General features: G+C 74.2%; 18 protein-coding genes. 8 read left to right on the plus strand and 10 right to left on the minus strand.

All coding sequences use genetic code 11. The features are described 5' to 3' along the window. The first annotated feature begins 166 nt into the window (after positions 1-166). Complete coding sequence (locus ACZ5FU_RS09640) at positions 167-922, plus strand: SLATT domain-containing protein (protein WP_451529486.1); 756 nt, start codon at positions 167-169, stop codon at positions 920-922. A gap of 206 nt (positions 923-1128) precedes the next feature. On the opposite strand, the gene ACZ5FU_RS09645 is transcribed toward ACZ5FU_RS09640, so the two are convergent. From ACZ5FU_RS09645 to ACZ5FU_RS09655, 3 genes are all read right to left on the minus strand, one after another. Continuing rightward, positions 1129-2907 carry a serine/threonine-protein kinase gene (locus ACZ5FU_RS09645; protein WP_468839954.1) on the minus strand — a complete coding sequence of 593 codons (1779 nt, stop codon included), beginning with the start codon at positions 2905-2907 and terminating at the stop codon, positions 1129-1131. Positions 2908-3044: 137 nt separating this feature from the next. After that, entirely contained in the window at positions 3045-3569 is a 525-nt protein-coding gene (locus tag ACZ5FU_RS09650) for a MarR family winged helix-turn-helix transcriptional regulator (protein WP_451781653.1), read from the minus strand. Next, the gene (locus ACZ5FU_RS09655; protein ID WP_451529489.1) at positions 3566-4186 is read right to left on the minus strand and encodes a type 1 glutamine amidotransferase family protein; all 621 of its coding nucleotides are present in this window, start codon (positions 4184-4186) and stop codon (positions 3566-3568) included. Before ACZ5FU_RS09655 ends, ACZ5FU_RS09650 begins: the two co-directional genes overlap by 4 nt. Before the next feature lie 195 nt (positions 4187-4381). On the opposite strand from ACZ5FU_RS09655, the gene ACZ5FU_RS09660 reads away from it, so the two are divergent. From ACZ5FU_RS09660 to ACZ5FU_RS09675, 4 genes are all read left to right on the plus strand, one after another. After that, positions 4382-5737: an aspartate aminotransferase family protein gene (locus ACZ5FU_RS09660; protein ID WP_451529490.1), complete on the plus strand. Its 1356-nt coding sequence runs from the start codon at positions 4382-4384 to the stop codon at positions 5735-5737. A gap of 391 nt (positions 5738-6128) precedes the next feature. After that, positions 6129-6830 (plus strand): GntR family transcriptional regulator, encoded by a 702-nt coding sequence (locus ACZ5FU_RS09665; RefSeq protein ID WP_451529491.1) that lies wholly within the window; start codon positions 6129-6131, stop codon positions 6828-6830. A 143-nt stretch (positions 6831-6973) separates the two neighbouring features. Beyond that, positions 6974-9364 carry a glycosyltransferase gene (locus tag ACZ5FU_RS09670; protein ID WP_451781671.1) on the plus strand — a complete coding sequence of 797 codons (2391 nt, stop codon included), beginning with the start codon at positions 6974-6976 and terminating at the stop codon, positions 9362-9364. 73 nt (positions 9365-9437) lie between these two features. Then, entirely contained in the window at positions 9438-10088 is a 651-nt protein-coding gene (locus ACZ5FU_RS09675) for a hypothetical protein (RefSeq protein ID WP_451529492.1), read from the plus strand. Positions 10089-10643: 555 nt separating this feature from the next. On the opposite strand, the gene ACZ5FU_RS09680 is transcribed toward ACZ5FU_RS09675, so the two are convergent. Then, complete coding sequence (locus ACZ5FU_RS09680) at positions 10644-11927, minus strand: adenylosuccinate synthase (protein WP_366059034.1); 1284 nt, start codon at positions 11925-11927, stop codon at positions 10644-10646. A gap of 242 nt (positions 11928-12169) precedes the next feature. Between ACZ5FU_RS09680 and ACZ5FU_RS09685 the strand changes: the two genes are divergently transcribed. Next, positions 12170-13006, plus strand: coding sequence for a diacylglycerol kinase family protein (locus tag ACZ5FU_RS09685; protein ID WP_468642476.1), 837 nt, complete (start codon positions 12170-12172; stop codon positions 13004-13006). 278 nt (positions 13007-13284) lie between these two features. Here the strand turns inward: ACZ5FU_RS09685 and ACZ5FU_RS09690 are convergent, their stop codons facing one another. Next, on the minus strand, positions 13285-13800 hold the full coding sequence (locus ACZ5FU_RS09690) for a GbsR/MarR family transcriptional regulator (protein ID WP_469045171.1): 516 nt from the start codon (positions 13798-13800) through the stop codon (positions 13285-13287). Positions 13801-13873: 73 nt separating this feature from the next. Here ACZ5FU_RS09690 and ACZ5FU_RS09695 point away from each other — a divergent pair, with 73 nt between their 5' ends. Next, positions 13874-14839 carry an ABC transporter ATP-binding protein gene (locus ACZ5FU_RS09695; RefSeq protein WP_451527739.1) on the plus strand — a complete coding sequence of 322 codons (966 nt, stop codon included), beginning with the start codon at positions 13874-13876 and terminating at the stop codon, positions 14837-14839. Next, complete coding sequence (locus ACZ5FU_RS09700; protein WP_469045172.1) at positions 14836-16416, plus strand: ABC transporter permease; 1581 nt, start codon at positions 14836-14838, stop codon at positions 16414-16416. Before ACZ5FU_RS09695 ends, ACZ5FU_RS09700 begins: the two co-directional genes overlap by 4 nt. A gap of 108 nt (positions 16417-16524) precedes the next feature. Here the strand turns inward: ACZ5FU_RS09700 and ACZ5FU_RS09705 are convergent, their stop codons facing one another. The 5 genes from ACZ5FU_RS09705 to ACZ5FU_RS09725 all read right to left on the minus strand — a co-directional run bounded on the left by ACZ5FU_RS09705 (position 16525) and on the right by ACZ5FU_RS09725 (position 22032). Then, the gene (locus tag ACZ5FU_RS09705) at positions 16525-17745 is read right to left on the minus strand and encodes a cytochrome P450 (RefSeq protein WP_451781659.1); all 1221 of its coding nucleotides are present in this window, start codon (positions 17743-17745) and stop codon (positions 16525-16527) included. Between the two features lie 44 nt (positions 17746-17789). After that, positions 17790-18455 (minus strand): response regulator, encoded by a 666-nt coding sequence (locus tag ACZ5FU_RS09710; RefSeq protein WP_451781661.1) that lies wholly within the window; start codon positions 18453-18455, stop codon positions 17790-17792. Continuing rightward, positions 18452-19816 (minus strand): sensor histidine kinase, encoded by a 1365-nt coding sequence (locus ACZ5FU_RS09715; RefSeq protein ID WP_469045173.1) that lies wholly within the window; start codon positions 19814-19816, stop codon positions 18452-18454. Before ACZ5FU_RS09715 ends, ACZ5FU_RS09710 begins: the two co-directional genes overlap by 4 nt. A gap of 105 nt (positions 19817-19921) precedes the next feature. Further along, entirely contained in the window at positions 19922-20596 is a 675-nt protein-coding gene (locus tag ACZ5FU_RS09720; RefSeq protein ID WP_451527744.1) for a response regulator, read from the minus strand. Further along, on the minus strand, positions 20593-22032 hold the full coding sequence (locus ACZ5FU_RS09725) for a sensor histidine kinase (RefSeq protein ID WP_451527745.1): 1440 nt from the start codon (positions 22030-22032) through the stop codon (positions 20593-20595). The genes ACZ5FU_RS09720 and ACZ5FU_RS09725 overlap by 4 nt, the downstream gene beginning before the upstream one ends. Between the last annotated feature and the right edge of the window lie 10 nt (positions 22033-22042).

The raw sequence follows: 22042 nt of genomic DNA on the forward strand, positions 1-22042 counted from the left end.
ACCTGATCAAGGCCCACTTGCGGGCGGAAAAGAGGTGAAACCTTCCTCTTCGCCACCCATTGGGAGGTAGGAAGGGGTCCGGCGCATCGGCCCCGGGAGTCCCGGTGGCATCGGGTGGCGCCGGGCGTCGCGCAAGCGGTATCGGTCGGACAGTAGGGAGTGCCGGGTGGGGCAGCAGCCGGAGAGGCAGCCCGAGGGTCCGTCCCAGGACGGGCGGGGCGGGGGCGCGGCGGGGCTGCGGCCGGGCGACCTGACCGGGCGGGCCTTTCCGCTCGGGGACTGGGGCGAGCCGGCCGAGCGGCTCGACGAGCTGTACCGGTGGGTCGAGCGGGGCGCCCTGGACACGGCCGCCTGGTACCTCGCCGACCGGGTGTGGAAGCGGCGGGTGGCGCGGGTCCTGCGGGGCGGGGCCGCGGCGGGGGCGGTGACGGGGGCGGTGCTGCCGCTGCTCGATGTCGCCGGGGCGACGGGCGGGGTGGCGCCCTGGGGGTATCTGGCGCTGCTGGGGGCGGCGGCGTGCCTGGCCTTCGACCGGTTCTTCGGGATGACGGCCGGGTGGATGAGGGACATGGCCACGGCGCAGGCGGTACAGCGGAGGCTGCAGGTGCTGCAGTTCGAGTGGGCGTCGGAGAGCGTGCGGGAGGTGCTGGGGCCGGCGGAGGGGACGGCCGGCGAGGCCGCCGAGCGGTGCCTGGGGGTGCTGCGGCGGTTCTCGGAGGACGTGACCGAGCTGGTGCGGGTGGAGACGGCGGACTGGATGGTGTCGTTCCGTACGGGGGCGGCGCCGATGGGGTTGCAGGGGACGGGTGTCTCCGGAGGCGGGGTGCGGGACGCCGGTGCGGCCCCCGGGCGGATCCCGCTGCCGCCCGGCGGCGCGGGGCGGCCCCACATGCCCCGGCAGCGTCCGCCCGAGCCGCGGTGACCTGCCGGGGGGCGGGCCGGTGGCGGGCCGGACCCACGGCGGCCGGGCCGGTGGTTTCCTGGCCCCCGCCGCCCCTTCCCGTCCCGGTCCCGGCAGCTGTGTCCCCGGACCCCCTCGTGCGGCCTGAACCGGCCTCAGCCTCGGTCGCCGGACGGGCCGGCACGCCCCGCGCGTCGCCGCGCCCCACACGTCGCCTCTCAGCCGCGTCAGCTCCGGTCGTACGTCAGCTTTTCGCCGGTCGTGGGGTTGAGCCGCTCCAGGCGGCCGTCCGACAGGAGCGTCACCTCCGTGGCCGCGCCCGGGGAGCAGGAGGAGAGGGGCTCGCCCGTGGTGACGTCGGAAGGCCCCAGGGACAGGGGCGACCGCGCGGTCGGGGGCCGGCTCAGGCCGGCCGCGAACTCGCAGTGGTAGGACGCGCCGTCGGCCACCAGGCGCAGGACCGTGTCGCCCACCTCGCCCTGGGCGAGGGTCAGGCGGCGGGTGTCGGTGCCGTTGATCGTGGTGGTCCAGGTGCCCAGGTAGTCCTCGGGGATCCCGCCCTCCCGCGGTGAGGGCGACGGGGAGGAGGAGCCCGACGGGGACGGGGACGGGGTCACGGGTCCGGTCGGCATCGCGGGGGCCGACGTCGTGGGGGCCGGGAGCGCGCCGGACGTGCCGTCGTCGCCGTTCATGACGGCGTACACCGTGCCGCCGGCGGCCAGCGCGACCACGGCGGCGACCGCCCCGAGCAGCACCGTGGAGCGGCCGCGGCGGCGGGGCGGGTCCTGGAGGTCGTCGGGGTGGTCGGGGTGGCCGAAGTGGTCGGCGCGGGAGGCGCCGTACGCCGTCGTGTCGGCCGCGTAGGGGTTGTGCGGGACCGGCGCCTGCGCCGGCATCGGCATCGGTGTCCGCGCCGGCATCGGCTGCGGGGCCGGGTACGGCTGGGGGTGGCCGTACGCCGGGTGGGGCGCGGCCGGGGTGGGGACGTGGTCGGGCGGGCCCGCGAGGGTGCCGCGGGGGCCGGAGCGGTGCGAAGCGGCCTCCGTGAGGGCCCCCTGGGGGTCCTCCGTCTCCAGGAGCCGCACGGCGTGCCGGCCCAGCTGGGCGACGAGGGCGCCGGGCAGCCACGGGTCGCGGGAGCGGCCGTCGGCGACGGTGTCCCCGGCGCCGCTGCGTTCCAGGATCCACTCCAGCGTGGGCCGGGTCGCCGGGTCCTTGCGCAGGCAGGCGCGGACCAGGTCGGCGACGCCCTCGGGGACGTGCGTGAGGTCGGGTTCCTCCTCGGCTATGCGGAACAGCAGCGCGTGGACGCCCTGCCGGTCGGCGGAGCCGAAGGGGAGGACGCCGGTGGCGGCGTAGGCGAGGACGGAGCCCAGGCAGAAGACGTCGCAGGCGGGCGTGATCCGGTCGCCGCGCACCTGCTCGGGGGCCATGAAGCCGGGCGAGCCGATCACCGCGCCGGTCCGGGTGAGGCCGCCGTCGCCGAGCTGGGTCGGAACGCCGTCGCCGGACACCGTCTCCAGGGCCCGCGCGACGCCGAAGTCGATGACGCGGGGACCCTCGATGGTGACCATCACGTTGGACGGCTTCAGGTCGCGGTGGACGATCCCGGCGGCGTGGATGTTGGTGAGGGCGTGCGCGAGGCCGGCGGCCAGGATGCGCACCGACCGCTCGGGCAGCGGGCCGTGGTCGTGGTCCACCACCTGCTGGAGGCTGGGTCCGGCGACGTAGCCGGTGGCGACCCAGGGCACGGCGGCCTCGGTGTCGGCGTCGAGGACGGGAGCGGTCCAGAACCCGCCGACGCGCTGGGCGTTGCGCACCTCCTGGCGGAACCGCGCCCGGAACTCCTCGCGCTCGGCCAGTTCCGGCCGGACCAGCTTCACGGCGACGGTCCGCCCGCGGTCCGAGCGGGCCAGGAAGACCTGCCCCATCCCGCCCGACCCCAGCCGCCCGAGCAGCCGGTAGCCGCCGATCCGCTGCGGATCCCCCGGTCCCAGCTTCTCCATGGCAGCTCCGCCTTTCCCCCACAGATGTGATCCCGCCGAGAATAAACCGGCCGTTCGGGGAGTCGAGCGGTGTGGTGTCTACGGTTCCATAACGGGCGCTCCGGGCCGCGGTCTCCCGGCCGCCGTCACGGGCCGGCTCATGACGGGACCTCGCCGCGGGCGCCCCGGCGGGGCTCGGAGCGGGACTCAGGACCGGGCTCAAGGCCGGGCTCAGGACCGGGCGGGTCCAGTTCCTCCAGCACCCGGGAGAGCCGTTCCAGCACGCGGACGGCCTCGGCCAGCTCCGCCTCGCCGTACGCCTCGGCCAGCCGGTCGGCGAAGGCCGCGTGGCCGGGGTCGACGCGGGCGATCGCGGCGCGCCCGCGCGCGGTGGGCGCCAGCAGTTTGGCGCGCCGGTGCGCCGGGTTGGGCCGGTACTCCGCGAGCCCCCTGCCGACCAGCAGGTCGGACACGCGCTGCACGCTCTGCCGCGTGATGCCCATGGCGCGGGCGATGCCGGACACCGGGAGGGGCTCGGCGAGGACCGCGCCGAGCACCTGCCACCACGCGGCGGTGAGGCCCGAGGGGCGGGCCAGTTCCTCCGCGACGCCGAGGAACCGGCCGTTGAGCCGGAAGACACCGAGCGCGCTCCGGCTGAGCAGGTCCTGCCGCTCGCGGCTCACCGCGCGTCCGCCTTCTGCAGGACGGCGTAGGCCTCCGGGTCGGAGTCGTGGAACAGCCGGTACCAGGCGTCCAGCGCCTCGCCGTCGTACACGCCGAGGAGGCGCAGGACCTCGCGGGCGAAGGCGACGGGCTCGGTGGGTCCGGCGGTGATCAGTCCCCCGTCGGTGACGGCGTCGGCGTCGACGTAGCGGCCGCCGCCCGCGTATCCGGTGGCGGCGAGGTAGAAGGAGACGGCACTGGTGTGGGCACGGTCGTCGAGCAGGCCGGCGCGGGCGAGGCCGGCGGTGGCGCCGCAGATCGCGGCGACGGGGGTGCCCGCGGCCAGGAACTCCCCCGCCGCACGGGCGAAGGGCGCGAGGTCGTCGGAGGTGTCCCACAGGTCGGCGCCCGGCAGGATCAGCAGCGCGCCGTCCTCGGGGCGTACGTCCGCCAGCGCGAGGTCGGGCCGGACGCGGAGTCCGCCGAGGCTGGTCACGGGGTGCGTCGAGGGGCCGACCGTGCGGATCCCGTACCCGCCCCGGGCGAGGTGGGCGGTCGCGTGGCCGGTCTCCCAGTCAGCGAAGGTGTCGTAGACGGCCAGGTACACGGGCTTGCGGGGGGCGGAGCTGGTGCTCATGGCTTCTCCTCTGCCGGTTCTGCCGGTCGAGCCTTATGACAGCATGCTGCCTTTTCTGCAGCATGCTGTCAATGAAGGTGTGCCGACGTGGCCCGGTCCGGCCGTTCACGCCCGACAACCTGTCGCGGAATCCGCTCGCCCACGGAACAGGACGCCGATACCGCTTCCGCATCGCGGACATTTACGCTCGCCCGCATGACCCCTCAGACCGACCCCCGGGCCGGCGCCGCCGTGAAGGCCGCCGACCGCGCGCACGTCTTCCACTCCTGGTCCGCGCAGGAACTCATCGACCCGCTCGCCGTGGCCGGCGCCGAGGGGTCGTACTTCTGGGACTACGACGGCAAGCGCTACCTCGACCTCACCAGCGGGCTCGTCTACACGAACATCGGCTACCAGCACCCCAAGGTCGTCGCCGCGATCCAGGAGCAGGCCGCGCACCTGACCACCTTCGCGCCCGCCTTCGCCGTCGAGGCCCGCTCGGAGGCGGCCCGGCTGATCGCCGAGCGCACCCCCGGCGACCTCGACAAGATCTTCTTCACCAACGGCGGCGCCGACGCCGTGGAGCACGCCGTGCGCATGGCACGCCTGCACACCGGGCGGACCAAGGTGCTGTCGGCGTACCGCTCCTACCACGGCGGCACCCAGCAGGCCGTGAACATCACCGGTGACCCGCGCCGCTGGGCCTCCGACTCGGCCGCGGCCGGGGTCGTGCACTTCTGGGCGCCGTTCCTGTACCGCTCCCGCTTCTACGCGGAGACGGAGGAGCAGGAGTGCGCGCGGGCGCTGGAGCACCTGGAGACGACGATCGCCTTCGAGGGGCCCGCGACGATCGCCGCGATCGTCCTGGAGACCGTCCCCGGCACCGCCGGGATCATGGTGCCGCCGCCCGGTTACCTGGCCGGGGTCCGCGAGCTGTGCGACACGTACGGGATCGTCTTCGTCCTGGACGAGGTCATGGCCGGGTTCGGGCGCACCGGCGAGTGGTTCGCTGCCGACCTGTCGGGGGTCGTGCCCGACCTGATGACCTTCGCCAAGGGCGTGAACAGCGGGTACGTGCCGCTGGGCGGCGTCGCCCTCTCCGGGGCGATCGCGGACACCTTCGGCAAGCGGCCCTACCCCGGTGGCCTCACCTACTCCGGGCACCCGCTGGCCTGTGCCGCCGCCGTCGCCACGATCAACGTGATGGCGGAGGAGGGCGTCGTGGAGAACGCGAGGAACCTCGGCGCCTCCGTCGTCGGGCCGGGGCTGCGGGAGCTGGCCGAGCGCCACCCCAGCGTCGGCGAGGTGCGCGGTGTCGGCATGTTCTGGGCGCTGGAGCTGGTGAGGGACCGCGAGACGCGCGAGCCGCTGGTGCCGTACAACGCCACCGGTGAGGCGAACGCGCCGATGGCCGCGTTCGGGGCCGCCGCGAAGAAGGCCGGGGTGTGGCCCTTCGTCAACATGAACCGCACCCACTTCGTGCCGCCGTGCAACGCGAGCGAGGCGGAGCTGAAGGAGGGGCTCGCGGCGCTGGACACGGCGCTGTCGGTGGCCGACGAGTACACCGTCTGACCCTCGGACGGACCGCCGTCCGGCCACCGGACCGGCCGGACGGTGACCGGACCGGCCGGACGGTGACCGGACCGGCCGGACGGTGACCGGACCGGCCGGACGGTGACCGGACCGGCCGGACGGTGACCGGACCGGCCGCCACCGGGCGTACCGGCCGGCCGTCGGGCGCGCCGGACGACCGTCGGGCGCGCCGGACGACCGTCGGGCGCGCCGGACGACCGTCGGGCGCGCCGGACGACCGTCGGGCGTGCGGACGAGCCGCGGAGAAGGTCCTGAATTCGTCGAACGCGTAAGGTGGCGTGCTCGTACATACCGGTGAGCACGCCATCGGCCGATGGCGCTCACGCCGTCGAGCGGCGTACGCGACGAGCCCGAGGGAGACGCCCCGACCATGCCCGGCAGCAGCGGCAAGGGCGCCGTGACCCGCAGCACACTGCGGCAGCAGATCGTCGACGCCCTTCGCGACGAGGTGCTGGCGGGACGGCTCCAGCCGGGCCAGGAGTTCACGGTGAAGGAGATCGCCGACCAGTACGGCGTCTCCGCGACCCCCGTCCGCGAGGCACTGGTCGACCTGTCGGCGCAGGGGCTCCTGGACGCCGACCACCACCGGGGCTTCCGGGTGCACGAGTACTCCCTGGCCGACTTCCGGAGCATGATCGAGGCGCGCGGCCTGGTCATCGAGGGCATGTTCCTCGCCCTGGAGGAGGGCGGACAGCTCTTCCAGGACCTGGACGACCCGCGGATCACGGCGGCCGCCGCGGGGGTGCGCCGGCGCGGCGAGGAGGCGCAGCGGGCCGCGGCGGCCGGCGACCTGACCGTGCTCATCGGCTACGACCTGCGGTTCTGGCGCGAGTTGAGCGCCCTGTTCGGCAATCCCTACCTCGCCGACTTCCTGAACCGGCTGCGCCTGCAGACCTGGGTGTGCCTGGTGCAGCACCTGCGCCGGCTGACCGACCTGCGCGGCCACCTGTGGTCCGGCCACACCGAGCTGGTCGACGCCCTCCAGCACCGCGACACCGCGACGGCCCGCACGATCGTCGAGGCGTACCACACGCACTCCCTCGCGCTGATCGAGCGGCTGGCGGCCGGGTGAGCGGGACGGACACCGCCGAGGAGTCCCCCGGCACCCCGGAGTCCCGAGAAGCCCCCGGCCCCGGCCCCGGCCCCGCACCCCACCGGGTCGTCCCCGGCCCCCACGACGACCCCGCGTCCCGTCGGCCGCCCGCCCTCTCCGTCGTGATCCCCGCCTACAACGAGGAGCACCGGCTGGGTCCCACCCTCGACGCGCTCACCCGGCAGCTCGCCGCCGCCGGGGACCGGTGGGGAAGCTGGGAGGTCGTGGTCGCCGACGACGGCTCCACCGACGCCACCCGCGAGCTCGTCACCCGGCGCCGCGACCCCCGGCTGCGGCTGGTCACCAGCCCCCGCAACCGCGGCAAGGGCCACGCCCTGCGGCTCGGCGTGGGCGCCAGCCGGGGGCGCCGGGTGCTGATCACCGACGCCGATCTCGCCGTCTCCGCGGGCGAGTTGGAGCGGCTCGACGAGGCGCTCGCCGAGGGCGGCGCGGCGGTCGGCTCCCGTGCCGTGCCCGGGGCGACGCTCGGCGCGCGCCGGCACCCGGTGCGCCGGTTGCTCGGCAGCGCGGGCAACCTGATCGTCCGCGGGACGGCCGTGCGCGGGATACGCGACACCCAGTGCGGGTTCAAGCTGTTCGACGGCGAGAGGGCCCGTGCCGCGTTCGCGGCGTCCCGGCTGGACGGCTGGGCCATCGACGTGGAGGTGCTGCGCCACTTCCAGCGGGCGGGCTGGCCGGTCGCCGAGGTCCCCGTGCACTGGTCGCACCGGACCGGTTCCAAGATCCGCCCGCTGGACTACCCGCGCTTCCTGCGCGACCTGCTCCGCCTGTGCCTGCCGGTCCCCCGGGGCGCCGACGTCCTCGCCGGCGCCCTGTTCCTCGTCATGGCCGTCGTGCTCCACTCCGGCCGGTTCCTCGACCCCTCCCACCGCTACCTCACCGACTCCCTCCAGGACCAGAACCAGTGGGAGTGGTTCTTCGCGGTGACCGCCGACAGCGTCGCGCACCTGCGGAACCCCCTGTTCAGCGACCTCCAGGGGTTCCCCGACGGCGTGAACCTGATGGCGAACACCACCATGCCCGGCCTCTCGGTCCCGCTCGCCCCGGTCACGCTCCTGTGGGGTCCGGCCGTCGCCCTCAGCCTGGCGATGACGCTGGGGCTCGCGGCCACCGCCGCGGCCTGGTACCGGCTGATCCTGCGCCGGCTCGTGCGGCGGCGCGCGGCGGCCTTCACCGGGGCCGCGCTGGCCGCCTTCGCGCCGCCGATGGTCAGCCACGCCAACGCCCACCCCAACTTCGTCGTCCTGTTCATGATCCCGCTGATCGTCGAACGGGCCCTGCGGCTGTGCGCGGGCACCCGCGTCACCCGCGACGCGGTGGCCCTCGGCCTGATGACGGCCTATCAGGTGTTCCTCGGCGAGGAGGCCCTGCTGCTGGCCGCGCTGGGCATGCTCCTGTTCGCCGCCGGCCACGCGGCCGCTCGCCCCGCCGCGGCCCGCGCCGCCGCGCGTCCCCTGCTGCGCGGTCTGGCGATCGCCGCGGCGGTCTGCCTGACCCTGGTCGTCTATCCGCTGGCCTGGCAGTTCTCCGGCCCGCAGAGCTACACCCACCTCGACCACGGGCCCGGCGCCGCCAACCCGGTGCGCGCCCTGTTCACCTTCGCCGAGCGGTCCCTCCTCGCCGGCGACGCCGAACGGTCGGACGCCCTCTCCCTCAACCGGACCGAGCAGAACGCCTTCTACGGCTGGCCCCTGCTCCTCCTCACCCTCGCGGTCACCACCGCCCTGTGGCGCCGGCCCGTCGTCAGGGCGCTGGCGTTCACCGCGGCCGGCGCGGCCCTGCTCTCCCTGGGCCCGCGCGTCCGCGTCCCGCCGACCGGCACCGAGGTCCCCGGCCCCTGGGCGCCGCTGGCACACCTGCCGCTGCTGGAATCGGTCATCGTCGGCCGCGTGGCGCTGATCTGCGCGCCCGTCCTCGGCATGCTGCTCGCCCTCGCCCTCGACCGGTCGGCGGACTCCCGCTCCCCGGCCCCGCGCCACGCCGTCCCGCTGGCCGTCTGCCTGGCCCTGCTCCCCCTGGTCCCGGCGCCGCTGCGGTCCGAGCCGCGCGCCGCGGTGCCCGTCTTCTTCACCGGCGGCGCCTGGAAGGGGTACGTCCGCCCCGGCGAGTCCCTCGTGCCGGTGCCGCTGCCCGACCCCACCGCCGCCGAGGCCCTGCACTGGCAGACCGCCACCGGCCTCGGCTTCCGGATGCCGGGCGGCTACTTCAACCGGCCCTACGGCGACGGCGACCGCAGCGGCGTCTACGGCGTGCCGCTGAACTGGACGGCGGCCCTGCTGCGGGACGTGCGGGAGACGGGCGTCGCCCAGCTGATCGACGACCGGGCGCGGGAGCGGGCCCGGGCGGACCTCTCGTACTGGAGGGCGGGCGCGCTGGTGCTCGCGCCGCAGCCGCACGACGAACCGCTGCGGGCCACCGTGGACGAGCTCGTGGGCCGGCCCGGTAGGTGGGTGGCCGGAGTGTGGGTATGGGACCTGCACGGAGGGGACTGACGCAGGACGCACCGACTACCCTTCCCAGTCCGGGCAGCAATGACCGCGCGACACCTTGAGTGAGGAGTTCTCCTTGGCCTGTGACCTGTGGCTGGTGCCGCTCGTCGACGTGTTGTGCCACACCCCCGACAACCCCTTCGCCGAGGAACTCGCGCAGTACGACAAGGCGCTCGCCGAGTCGGGACTGCCTCCCGTGCCGGTGTACCAGTACATGCCGGGCCTGTCCGGTGACGTCGCCCCCGTGGCCGGCTTCGACTACGACGCCCTGCACTTCCTGCGGCGGGCCTACCTGCTCCAGGTGTGCGGGCTGCCGGTGACCCCGGTCGACGCCCTGGGCGGCGACTACGAGCAGCTCCTGGAGATGTTCGAGTCGACGGCCCAGCAGTCCCACCTGGTCTGGCACTACGACCACGCCGGCGCCTACGTGCCGGTGGACTTCCCGCAGCCCTTGTCCAACGACGAACTGCTCGCCGGCGGCGGCCCGCTCGGTTCCGCCCAGGCCCTGCTGCGGGAGCTGGAGTACGTCGCCCCCTCGATCGGCATCGACCCCGCCAACCCGCCGGCCGCGCCGCGGCCCCCGGCCGCCCCGACGGAGCTGGAGGAGCCGGCCGTCGCGCCGCCGTACGACCCGAGCCCGTTCGCCCGCGAACGGCACGTGTGGCTCGGGCTGCACGCGGCGGCCACCAGGAGTCTGGCGCAGGGGTCGATGATCGTGTTCAGCTGAGCCGGACCGCCCCGGCCCCGGGACCCGACGGGCCGGCCGGGCGCGGCCCTTGCGCACGTCGTCCGTGATCGTCACCGGCGTGCGGGCGATCTCCGCGCCGGGGCGGAGGAAGAACGGCTCGCCGATCACCGGCGTCCGGGAGCCGTCCTGCCTGTCGAAGACCGGCCGGCCCGTCCGACCGCCCTGGCCGGACGTGAAGCAGGCCGCCTCGGACCCGAGCTGTTCCACGACCTCCTGCATCGTCTTCGCCGGGGTGCCGTGCCGGACGGCCTCGCCGGCCTTCCCCGCGTCCGTCCGTGCCTTGAGCAGGACGCGCATCGCACTCACCGTTCTTCTCGCCGACGCGCGAGGGGATCCCTTTCGGCGTATGCCCGTTCGCCCCGTGTCCCCGTGTCCCCGTGTCCCCGTGTCCCCCGGCGGGACCGGCGCCGCCGCCGGACGCGCCGACGGCCACCTCCCGCATGAGCGGAAGGCGGCCGTCGGCCGGTCCCCGGCGGTTCTCCGGGTGCCCCGAACACCCCAGGTGCCTCAGGTGCCTCAGGTGCTTCAAGTGCCTCAGATGAACGAGTTGATCTCGATCGTCTCGTCCCGGCCCGGGCCCACGCCGATCGCGGAGATCGGGGCGCCGGACATCTCCTCCAGCGCCTTGACGTAGTTCTGGGCGTTCTTCGGCAGGTCCTCGAAGGTCTTGGCCTTCGTGATGTCCTCGGACCAGCCCGGGAGGGTCTCGTAGATCGGCTTCGCGTGGTGGAAGTCGCTCTGCGAGTACGGGAGTTCCTCGACGCGCTTGCCGTCGATCTCGTACGCCACGCAGACCGGGATCTGCTCCCAGCCGGTCAGGACGTCGAGCTTGGTGAGGAAGAAGTCGGTCAGGCCGTTCACGCGGGTCGCGTAGCGGGCGATGACCGCGTCGAACCAGCCGCAGCGGCGGTCGCGGCCGGTGGTGACGCCCCGCTCGCCGCCGATGCGGCGCAGCGCCGCGCCGTCCTCGTCGAACAGCTCCGTCGGGAACGGGCCGGCGCCGACGCGGGTCGTGTACGCCTTGAGGATGCCGATGACCCGGCTGATCTTCGTCGGGCCCACGCCGGCGCCGGTGCAGGCGCCGCCCGCGGTCGGGTTCGACGAGGTGACGAAGGGGTACGTGCCGTGGTCGATGTCCAGGAGCGTGCCCTGGCCGCCCTCGAACAGGACCACCTTGTCGTCCTCGAGGGCCTGGTTGAGGACCAGGACCGTGTCGGCGACGTAGGGGCGCAGCTTCTCCGCGTAGCCCAGCAGTTCCTCGACGACCTGCTCGACCGCGATGGCGCGGCGGTTGTAGAGCTTGGTCAGCAGCTGGTTCTTGACGTCGAGCGCCGCCTCGACCTTCTGCTCCAGGATCGACTCGTCGTACAGGTCCTGCACGCGGATGCCGACCCGGTTGATCTTGTCGGCGTAGGTCGGGCCGATGCCCCGTCCCGTGGTGCCGATCTTCCGCTTTCCGAGGAAGCGTTCCGTCACCTTGTCGACAGTCACGTTGTAGGGCGTGATGATGTGCGCGTTGCCGCTGATGAGCAGCTTCGACGTGTCGACGCCTCGCTCGTTCAGACCGCTCAGCTCGGAGAGCAGGACCGACGGATCGACGACGACTCCGTTTCCGATGACGGGCGTACATCCGGGCGACAGGATTCCGGAAGGGAGGAGGTGCAATGCGTACTTCTGGTCGCCCACGACGACCGTGTGGCCGGCGTTGTTGCCGCCCTGGTAGCGCACTACATAGTCCACCGAGCCGCCGAGCAGGTCGGTGGCCTTTCCCTTGCCCTCGTCACCCCACTGAGCACCGAGCAGCACAAGTGCGGGCACGCGCGTACACCCCTTCCGGGTGGGGCATGTCCAGGGTCAGGGGCGTACGCGACGGCTCTCACCACCGCGTGCACCACGACCTTCGTCGGTCGCGGCACCGCGACCGTCATCGGCCGCCACGCGACCGTCTTCGGTCGCACACCGTCGGACCCGGATGCCCCGGAATAGACGAAGCCCCTGGCGCAATAGCGCAAGGGGCTCTTGCACAAAGATGCTACCCGAGGAAGCGAGGCAGGACCGAGGTGGCGACTTTCGCGACGCCGGAGCAGTTGCTGGTGATCATCGATCCGGTCGCCCGAAGGACGGACGGAGAGTCCGTCCGGATCGCGAAAGACGTGCTCAGCGCGGGTGCGGCGGCGAAAGTGTGCCTCCCGGAGGACGCGGAGGAATTTGCCCGCGTCCTCGCGCGCCGGGGTGCGCGGCGGCCGGTGGTGATCGGGGACGACCGCGCGCTGATGCGGGCGGTGGCCCTGCTGCACCGGCGGCGGGAGCTGGACGGATGCGTGCTGTCGATGGTGCCCGTGGGCGGCTCCCTGAGCGTCGCGCACGCCCTGGGGGTGCCCCTGGGCACGGTCGCGGCGGCGCGGGCCGTCCTGGACGGCGCCGAGCGGCGGCTGGACCTGCTCGTCGACGACAGCGACGGGGTCGTCCTGGGCGCGCTGCGGATCCCGCCGCTGTCCGACCCGGACGCGCGGCCGGACGGGGACGGCGGCCGGCCGTGGCTGCGGACCTGCCGGTCCCTGGTGCGCACGCTGGCGCCGTCCCGGCCGGCCCCGGCCCCGCCGGCGCCCGGGCCCGCCCGGCTGCGGGTCGAGGTCGACGGGGTGACGCTGGTCGACCTGGACCGGCCGGTGGAGGCGGTGTCGGTGACCCCGGACGCCTCCGGCACGGTGGCGGTGCAGGTCCGGCCGGTGCAGGTGGGCGCGGAGGCGTCCCCGCTGGAGGCCCGCGGCCGCACCGTCACGGTCTCCGGGGCCGACTTCCGCTACCGGGCCGACGCGACGGTGGCGGGCCCCGTACGGCGGCGGACGTGGAGGGTCCGCGAGGGCGCGCTGGGCCTGGTGCTGCCGGGGCGGTGAGGGGGCGGGGCGCGTTCACGGATCTGTGGCGGGGGCGGACGGCCCGCGGCGAGGGCGGGGCGGACGGCCGTTCGCGGAGGCGGGCGGTGAACGGCTCGGAGTGAGCGGCCGCGGGTCTGGGGTCTTTCGTTTGGATCGGGCCGGATCGGGGAGCGGGGTCCGGTGCCGTGCCTCGCGAGGCGGAGGAGGGAGTCGGGGCGGAGCCCTGGCGACCGACGACGACGCGGCGGGGTGCGGTGCCGGGGCCCGCGAGCCCGGCCTGATCCAGACGAGAGACCCTAGTTCTCGCCGAAGTTCTGCTCGCGGTGCGCGCGCCAGCGCTCCATCATGGCCGTGATCTCGCCCTCGACGAACTCGAAGAAGGCGAGCGTCTCGGCCATCCGGGCGCCCGCAGGGGTGTCGGCGCCGAGGCTGGCGACGCCGTCGCGCAGGGCGCCCTCCCACCGCTTGATGACGGCCTCGCGGCTGGTGAGGGCCTCGTACCACTGGTCGCTGTGCACCCGGTAGCGCTCCCGGCGGGAACCGGGCTCGCGCTCGCGCGCCACCATGTGCTGCTGGGACAGGTACCGGACGGCGCCGGACACCGCCGCGGGGCTGATCCGCAGCTGCTCGCCGAGTTCGGCCGAGGTGAGCGCGCCGGAGTCGGAGGCCAGGAGGGCGGCGAAGACCCGCGCGGGCATGCGCTGCATGCCCGCCTCGACGAGCTGCGCGGCGAAGGACTCGACGAACCTCGACACGGACTCCGCGTCCCGCCCGCCCTCGTCGCTGACCTCGGCACCGGCTGCTTCGCTCATGCCCCCATCCTATCGACCGTTTTCACGCTTCCTTATCTTCACAAATTTCTGAATCAAGCGTACGTTCGGACGCATGACGAAGGCCATCACGGTGTCCGGACTGCACAAGTCCTTCGGCCGCACCCATGCGCTCGACGGCCTCGACCTGGAGGTCGCGACGGGCGAGGTGCACGGCTTCCTCGGCCCCAACGGCTCCGGCAAGTCCACCACCCTCCGCGTCCTGCTGGGGCTGCTGCGCGCCGATTCCGGCACCGCGCGGGTCCTCGGCCGCGACCCCTGGCGGGACGCGGTGGAGGTGCACCGCCGCATCGCCTACGTCCCCGGCGACGTGGCCCTGTGGCGGAACCTGTCCGGCGGCGAGGTCATCGACCTCCTCGGCCGGCTGCGTGACGGGGGCCGCGCGAAGCGCGTCGGGCAGGGTGGCGGTGGGCGACGGGCGGGCGGCCTGGACGCACGGCGCCGCGCGGAACTGGTGGAACGCTTCGAGCTGGACCCCACCAGGAAGGGCCGCACCTACTCCAAGGGCAACCGGCAGAAGGTCGCCCTGGTCGCCGCGTTCGCCTCGGACGTCGACCTGCTGATCCTGGACGAGCCGACCTCCGGCCTCGACCCGCTGATGGAGGAGGTCTTCCGGCGGTGCGTGGCCGAGGAGCGCGAGCGGGGCCGTACCGTCCTGCTGTCCTCGCACATCCTCAGCGAGGTCGAGGAACTCTGCGACCGGGTCAGCATCATCCGCCGGGGCCGCACGGTCGAGACCGGTTCGCTGGCCGACCTGCGCCACCTCGCCCGCACCACCGTCACCGCGGAACTCGCCGGTGAGCCCGACGGGCTGGCCCGGCTGCCCGGCGTCCACGGCCTCGACGTCCGGGGCCGCCGGGTGCGGCTCCAGGTCGACGCCGACGGGCTGGACGCCGTGCTGCGGTCGCTGAGCGCGGCGGGCGTGCGGTCGCTGACGTCGACGCCGCCGACGCTGGAGGAACTGTTCCTGCGCCATTACCGGACCGACACCGCCGACGCCGTCGAGGCGGCGGACCGGTGAGCGCCCTGGCGTCCCGGCTCTCGGGCACCGGCACGCTGCTGCGGTTCGCGCTGCGCCGCGACCGGGTGACGATCCCCCTGTGGGTGGGTGTCAACGCCCTGATGGTCCTCTCCATGCCGAACGCCCTGAAGGGCCTGTACGGCACCGCCGCCGAACGCGCCTCACTGAGGGAGCAGGTGGCCGCCGACTCCTCGCTGCGCGCTCTCGTCGGCCCGGTCTTCGACGACTCCACGGGCGCCCTCACCGCCTGGCGGGTCGGCGTCTATGCCGCCGTCCTCGCGGCCGTCACCAGCCTCCTGATCGTCGTACGGCACACCCGTGAGGAGGAGGAGAGCGGCCGTCAGGAGCTGATCGCCTCCGGCGCGGTGGGGCGGCGTGCCTCGCTGACGTCGGCGCTGCTGGCGGCGGGGGTCGCCGACGCGGCCCTGGCCCTGCTGGTGACCGCCGGACTGGCGGGGCAGGGGCCGGCCGGGGCGCTGGCCCTCGGGCTGGGGCTCGCGGCCGTGGGGATGCTCTTCGCGACCATGGCGGCGATCGTCGCGCAGCTCACCGAGAGCGCGCGGCTGGCCCGGGGGCTGGTCTCGGGGGTGCTGGGCGCCGCGTTCGTGCTGCGCGCGGCGGGCGACTCGGCGGCGGACGACGGTTCCTCCGTGCCGACCTGGCTCTCCCCGCTCGGCTGGCTGGAGAACCTGCGGCCCTTCGCGGACGAACGCTGGTGGGTGCTGGCGCTGTTCGCGGCGGCGATCGCCGCGCAGGGCGCGACGGCCTACGCCCTGGCGGGCCGCCGGGACCTCGGCATGAGCTTCCTGCCGGCCCGGCCGGGCCGGGCCGTCGGCCGGCTGCGCACGGCGGGGGCGCTGGCCCGGCGGCTGCAACGCGGCGGCGTCCTCGGCTGGAGCGCGGGCTTCCTCCTCGCCGGGGTCGTCTACGGCGGGCTGGCGGAGGGTGCGGCCGACCTGGTCGGCGACAACGAGCGGGCCCGCGAGATCTTCGAGCGGATGGGCGGCCGGTCGGCGCTCACGGACTCCTTCCTCGCCGCGATGAGCGGCATGCTGGGTCTGGTCGCGGCCCTGTTCGTCGTCGCCTCGGTCCTGCGGCTGCACGCCGAGGAGACCTCCGGCCGGGCGGAGGCGGTCCTCACGGGCGCGGTCGGCCGGCTGCGCTGGGCCGCCGGCCACCTGGTGATCGCCTTCGGCGGGGCCGCCCTGATCATGGTGCTGGCGGGCCTCGGCCTCGCCGTGGGCCACGGCCGGGACGCGGGCCCGATCCTGGCCGGCTGCCTGGTCCAGCTCCCCGCCGTGTGGGTCGTCGGCGGCATCGCCGTCCTCCTGTACGGCCTCGCGCCGCAGCCGGCCCCGGCCGCGTGGGGGGTGGCCGGGGCGGTCCTGGTCATCGGCTGGATCGGCCCCGTGCTGGACGTCCCGCAGACGGTGCTGGACCTCTCCCCCTTCGGCCACCTGCCCAAGCTGCCGGGCGGCGGCATGGAGTGGGGCCCCGTCCTGATGCTCACCGCGCTGGCGGCGGCCCTGGTCGCGGCCGGCGCCGCGGGACTGCGCCGACGGGACATGACCACGTGACGCGACCTCACGGGGCGGGGGCCGGGCGCCCCGGCCCCGGTGGTCCAGCGGCCGGGTGGCCCGGTGGCCCGGTGGCCCGGTGGCCCGGTGGCCGGGTGGCCCGGTGGTTCAGGCGATCTCCACGTCGAGTCCCCGCAGGCCCCTGATCACGAAGTTCGGTGTGCGCACGGGTTCCGCCGTCAGGCTCAGGGTAGGGGCCTTCTCCAGGAGGGCTCGCATCGAGGCGGCCAGTTCCATGCGGGCGAGGGGGGCGCCGATGCAGTAGTGGATGCCCGCGCTGAAGGAGATGTGCGGGTTCTCCGCGCGGGTCAGGTCCAGACGGTCCGGGTCGGCGAAGACCGCCGGGTCGTGGTTGGCGGAGCCGAAGAGCATCGCGATCTCCGCGCCCCGCGGGACCACCGTGCCGTCGATCTCGATGTCGTCGAGGACCCAGCGTTCGAAGAGCTGGAGCGGGGTGTCGTGGCGCATCAGCTCCTCCACGGCGGAGGGGACCAGCGCGTGGTCGGCGCGCAGGGCCGCCAGCTGGCCGGGGTTGCGGAACAGCGCCCACCAGCCGTTGACCGTGGCGTTCACCGTCGCCTCGTGGCCCGCGTTCAGCAGGAGCACGGCCGTCGAGATCATCTCCTGCTCGGTGAGCCGGTCGCCCTCGTCGTGGGCGGCGATCAGCCCGGAGATCAGGTCGTCGCCGGGCTCCTCGCGGCGGGCCGCGATCAGCTCCCGCAGATACGCGGAGAACTCCTCCGACGCCCGCACCGCCCGGCGGGCCGTCTCCTGCGACGGACTCAGCTCGTACATCCCGCAGATGTCCGCCGACCACGGCCTGAGCGGGGCCCGCTCGGACGCCGGGATCCCCAGCATCTCGGCGATCACCGCCACCGGCAGCGGTTCCGCGACGTCCGTCAGCAGGTCGCCGCCGCCGGCCGCCACCAGCTTGTCGACCAGCTCGCCGGCCAGCCGCTCCACGTACGGCTTGAGCCGCTCGACCGTGCGCGGTGTGAACGCCTTCGACACCAGCCGCCGGATCCGGGTGTGGTCCGGTGGTTCCAGATCCAGCATCCCGTGGTCGTTGAGGGTGTGGAACGGCTCGTGCTCCGCCGGGGGCGCCGTCCGCCCGAAGTCCTCGTGCGTGAAACGGTGCCGGTAGGTACGCCCGAGCCGCCGGTCCCGCAGCAGTGCCGAGACGTCCGCGTGGTGCGGCACCAGCCACTGGTCGGTGCGCTCGTACCGGATCACCCGGCCCCGCTCCCGCAACTCGGCGTAGGCCGGGTACGGGTCGGCCACGAACGCCGGGTCCCAAGGGTCGAAGCGAAGGTCGTCGACTGCTGCCATGACCGGACGCTAGCCCGTCGACCCCGCCGCTGACCAGGGGTGTCTCACCCCGGTCTGACCAGCCGCGCCTCGTAGGCGAACACCGCCGCCTGGGTGCGGTCCCGCAGGCCCAGCTTCACCAGGATCCTGCTGACGTGCGTCTTGATCGTGGACTCCGCCACCACCAGCCGTCCGGCGATCTCCGCGTTGGACAGGCCCTGCGCGATGAGGACCAGGACCTCCGTCTCGCGCTCGGTCAGGTCGCCGAAGGACACCTGGGCGGCACGGGGCAGCCGGGGTCCGTCGGACAGCCGGGAGAACTCGGTGATCAGACGCCGGGTGACGGACGGGGCGAGCAGCGCCTCCCCGGCGGCCACGATCCGCACCCCGTCGGCGAGCTGTCGGGCCGAGGCGTCCTTCAGCAGGAAGCCGGAGGCTCCGGCGCGCAACGCCTGGTAGACGTACTCGTCGAGGTCGAAGGTGGTGAGGACCAGCACCTTCGCCGTGCCGTCCGCGGCCACGATCTCCCGCGTCGCCTCGATGCCGTTCATCTCGGGCATCCGGATGTCCATCAGGACGACGTCGGGCGCCAGTTCACGCACGCGGTCCACCGCCTCGCGGCCGTTGACCGCCTCGCCGACGACCTCGATGCCCGGCATCGCGTTCAGCAGGACGGAGAAGCCCTCGCGGACCATCATCTGGTCGTCCGCGACCAGTACCCGGATGGTCATGCCGCACCGTCGTCCGCCGTGGCCGTCGGCACCGGGAGGAACACCGTCACCTCGTAACCGCCGTCCTGCGTCGGGTCCGCCGTCATCTCTCCGTTCAGCATGGTCACCCGCTCCCACATGCCCGTGATGCCGTGCCCGGCTCCCGGTGAGGGCTTCACCAGGGCGGGGTCGGTCGGCGGGCCGTTGACGACGCGCAGGCCCAGACCGCCGAGCACGTAGCCGATCTCCACGCGGGCGCTCGCGCCGGGCGCGTGCCGCAGGGTGTTGCTCAGCGCCTCCTGCACGATCCGGTACGCCGACAGCTCCACGCCCTGCGGCAGTTCGCGCACCGCGCCGGTCACCACCTTCTCGACCGGCAGGCCGGCCTCCCGCACGTTGGCCAGCAGGGCGTCCAGTTCGGCGAGGGTGGGCTGCGGGGCGTCGGGGGCCTCGTAGTCCTCGGCGCGGACCACGCCCAGGACCCGGCGCAGCTCGGTGAGGGCCGCGACCGCGTTCTCCCGGATCGTCGCGAACGCCTTCTCCAGCTCGGGCGGCGGGTTCTCCACCCGGTAGGGGGCGGCCTCCGCCTGGATCGCGACGACCGACATGTGGTGGGCGACCACGTCGTGCAGCTCGCGGGCGATCGTCGTGCGCTCCTCCAGCAGCGTGCGCCGGGAGCGCTCGTGCGCCGTCACCGTCTGCTGGGCGGTGACCTCCTCCTCGGCCTGCCGCCGGATGTGCCAGACGGTGACGGCGAGCAGGACGAGCGCCGAGACGACCAGCATCGGCGTGACGTTGGTGTAGTAGTGGTTCCCGCCGAACGCGGCCTCGGCACCGAGGCCGTAGGCGAGGGTCAGCAGCCACATCCAGGCCGCCGTGCGCGGCCGGGTGCGTATCGCCACGACCGTCAGCACGACGAGGTGGGAGACGAAGGTGCCCGGCAGCCACGGCCAGTCGCTCCACGCCGAGCCGAAGGCGGCGACGAGCGTGGTCGACACCAGCGACAGCCAGAACGCCCCCACCGGGCGGACCAGGGTCAGCAGCACCGGGGTCAGCGCCAGCAGCCCGCACACCAGGCCCACCAGGCCCCCGTCCTCGGCGAGGGAGGCCAGGAGGGCGAACGCGCCGACCGCCCCGACCAGCACGTGCCGGACCCAGGTCACGTACACCCGCCTGCGGCCGGTCAGCCGGCGGGTGAGGCGGCCGTCCGGATCGCGGCGGGGCAGCGGGCGGTAGGCGAAGGCGTCCTCGAACAGGTCCTCCCGCAGCCCCCGCAGCGCGCTCAGGGCCGCCCTGAGCTCCGGGCTGCGCGGCCGGTGGGCCGTGTACGGGTCGTCCTGCGGCATGGTCCGCATCTGGGTCGTCTGGGTCGTCTCGGTCACATCAGAACCGTAGGCGGAGGCGGGGGCGGCGGTCGTCACCAGTGAGAGGGGTTCCACCGGGTCCCCCTCAAGTACTACGGGTCGGGCGGAGGGGGCGCCGGGCGGTCAGTACCCGGAGGGTCGCACCAGCCCCGACTCGTAGGCGAACACCGCCGCCTGGGTACGGTCCCGCAGACCCAGCTTCACCAGGATGCGGCCCACGTGCGTCTTCACGGTCTGCTCCGCGACCACCAGCCGACGGGCGATCTCCGCGTTGGACAGACCCTGCGCGATGAGCGCCAGCACCTCCGTCTCGCGCTCGGTGAGGTCGCCGACGCGTTCCTTCAGCGGGACGCGGGGCGTGCCGCCCAGACGGGAGAACTCGGCGATCAGCCTGCGGGTGATGCCGGGCGCAAGCAGGGCGTCACCGGCCGCCACGACCCGCACCGCCTCCGCGAGCTGGTCGGCCGAGGCGTCCTTGAGCAGGAACCCGGACGCCCCGGCGCGCAGTGCCTCGTACACGTACTCGTCGAGGTCGAAGGTGGTCAGCACCAGGACCTTGATGCCGGGAGTGGCGGCGGTGATGCGGCGGGTGGCCTCGATGCCGCCCAGCTCGGGCATGCGGATGTCCATCAGGACGACGTCCGGGGACAGTTCCGCGACCTGTGCCACGGCGTCGAGTCCGTCGACCGCCTGCCCGACCACCTCGATGTCCGGCCGGGTGTCGAGCAGCACGGTGAAGCCCTGCCGGACCATCTGCTGGTCGTCGGCGATCAGTACGCGGATGGTGCCGCTCGTCATCGGCTCTCGTCTCCTGTCAGCGGTCCTGTCAGCGGTCCTGCCGGTGGGCCTGCCGTGGGCCCCGGCGCCGGCCCGGCCGCCGGCGGTTCCGGGCGGGGCTCGGGGAAGGTCAGTTCGAGGCCGGCGATCGGGGCGGTGCCCTCGTCGGCGGGGAGGGGGACGCCGTCCTTCGGAAGGAACGCCGAGACCATGAAACCGCCGTGCAGCGTCGGATGCGCGGCGACGTGACCGCCCAGCATCACGGCCCGCTCCCGCATGCCGAGCAGCCCGTGACCCGCGCCGGGCGAGGCCCGGAGCGGCCCCCGCGGGCGGGAGTTGACGACCTCCAGGGACAGACCCCTCGGATCGTGGACGACGCCGACCCGTACCCGGGAACCGGGCGCGTGCCGCAGCGCGTTGCTCAACGCCTCCTGCACGATCCGGTACGCCGACAGCTGCACGCCCGGCGGATACGCCCGTGCCTCGCCCCGCACCTCGGTCACGACCTCCAGTCCCGCCGCACGGGTGTTGTCGATGAGGGCGCCGAGCCGGTCGAGGGTGGGCTGCGGGGCGTCCGGGGCGGCTCCGAGGCCGTAGGGGTCCTCGGGGTTCTCGGAGCGCAGCACGCCGAGGACCCTGCGCAGTTCGGTGAGCGCCTCCAGGGCGTTCTGCCGGATGCCTTCGAGGTTCTGGCGCAGTTCCTCGGACGGGTCGTCCACGAGGTGCGGGGCCACCTGTGCCTGGATCGAGATCACCGACATGTGATGGGCCACCACGTCGTGCAGCTCGCGCGCGATGCGGTTGCGCTCCTCCAGCAAGGTGCGGCGGGCCCGCTCCTCGGCGGTGATGCCCGCCTGCTCGACGAGCTGGTGCCGGGCCTCGCGGCGACCGCGCAGGGCGCCGCCGAGGAGGACGACGACGGCGAACAGGGTCACCGCCACCATGCCGGACGGCCCGTAGCCGGCACCGCCGATCACCCCTTGGACGACATAGGTGGCCAGGGCGGTCAGCGCGAGCGCCTCGGCCGCCACCCGGGTGGGCACCCGCAGCGACAGCAGCAACAGGACCACGCAGTGCGCGGTCAGGCCGGGTGGCCCCCACGGCCAGCTGGGGTCGCTCGAGTGCGGATCGTGGAACAGACGGTCCCGGGCGAGCAGGGCGACGAGCACCGTGACCGTCATCGACAGCCACCACGCCGGCATCGGACGCCACAGAGCCAGCACCACCGCCACACCTTGGACCACCGAGCAGAGCACGCCGATCTGCGTGCCGAGCAGATAACGGTCGGCCAGGAACTCGGCGTCGGCGACCGTGGTGCCGAACGCGATCAGCCAGACCAGGCCGTGCGGCAGCCGACGCAGCCACACCGAGGGCGGCAGCGGCGCGGCGCGCGTCGTCCACAGATCGTCGCGCAGCACCCTCAGGACACGGGTCAGCCGCTCCTCCACCCCGTTCATCCGCCCCACC

It is taken from the genome of Streptomyces sp. NPDC031554 (genome assembly GCF_055580685.1).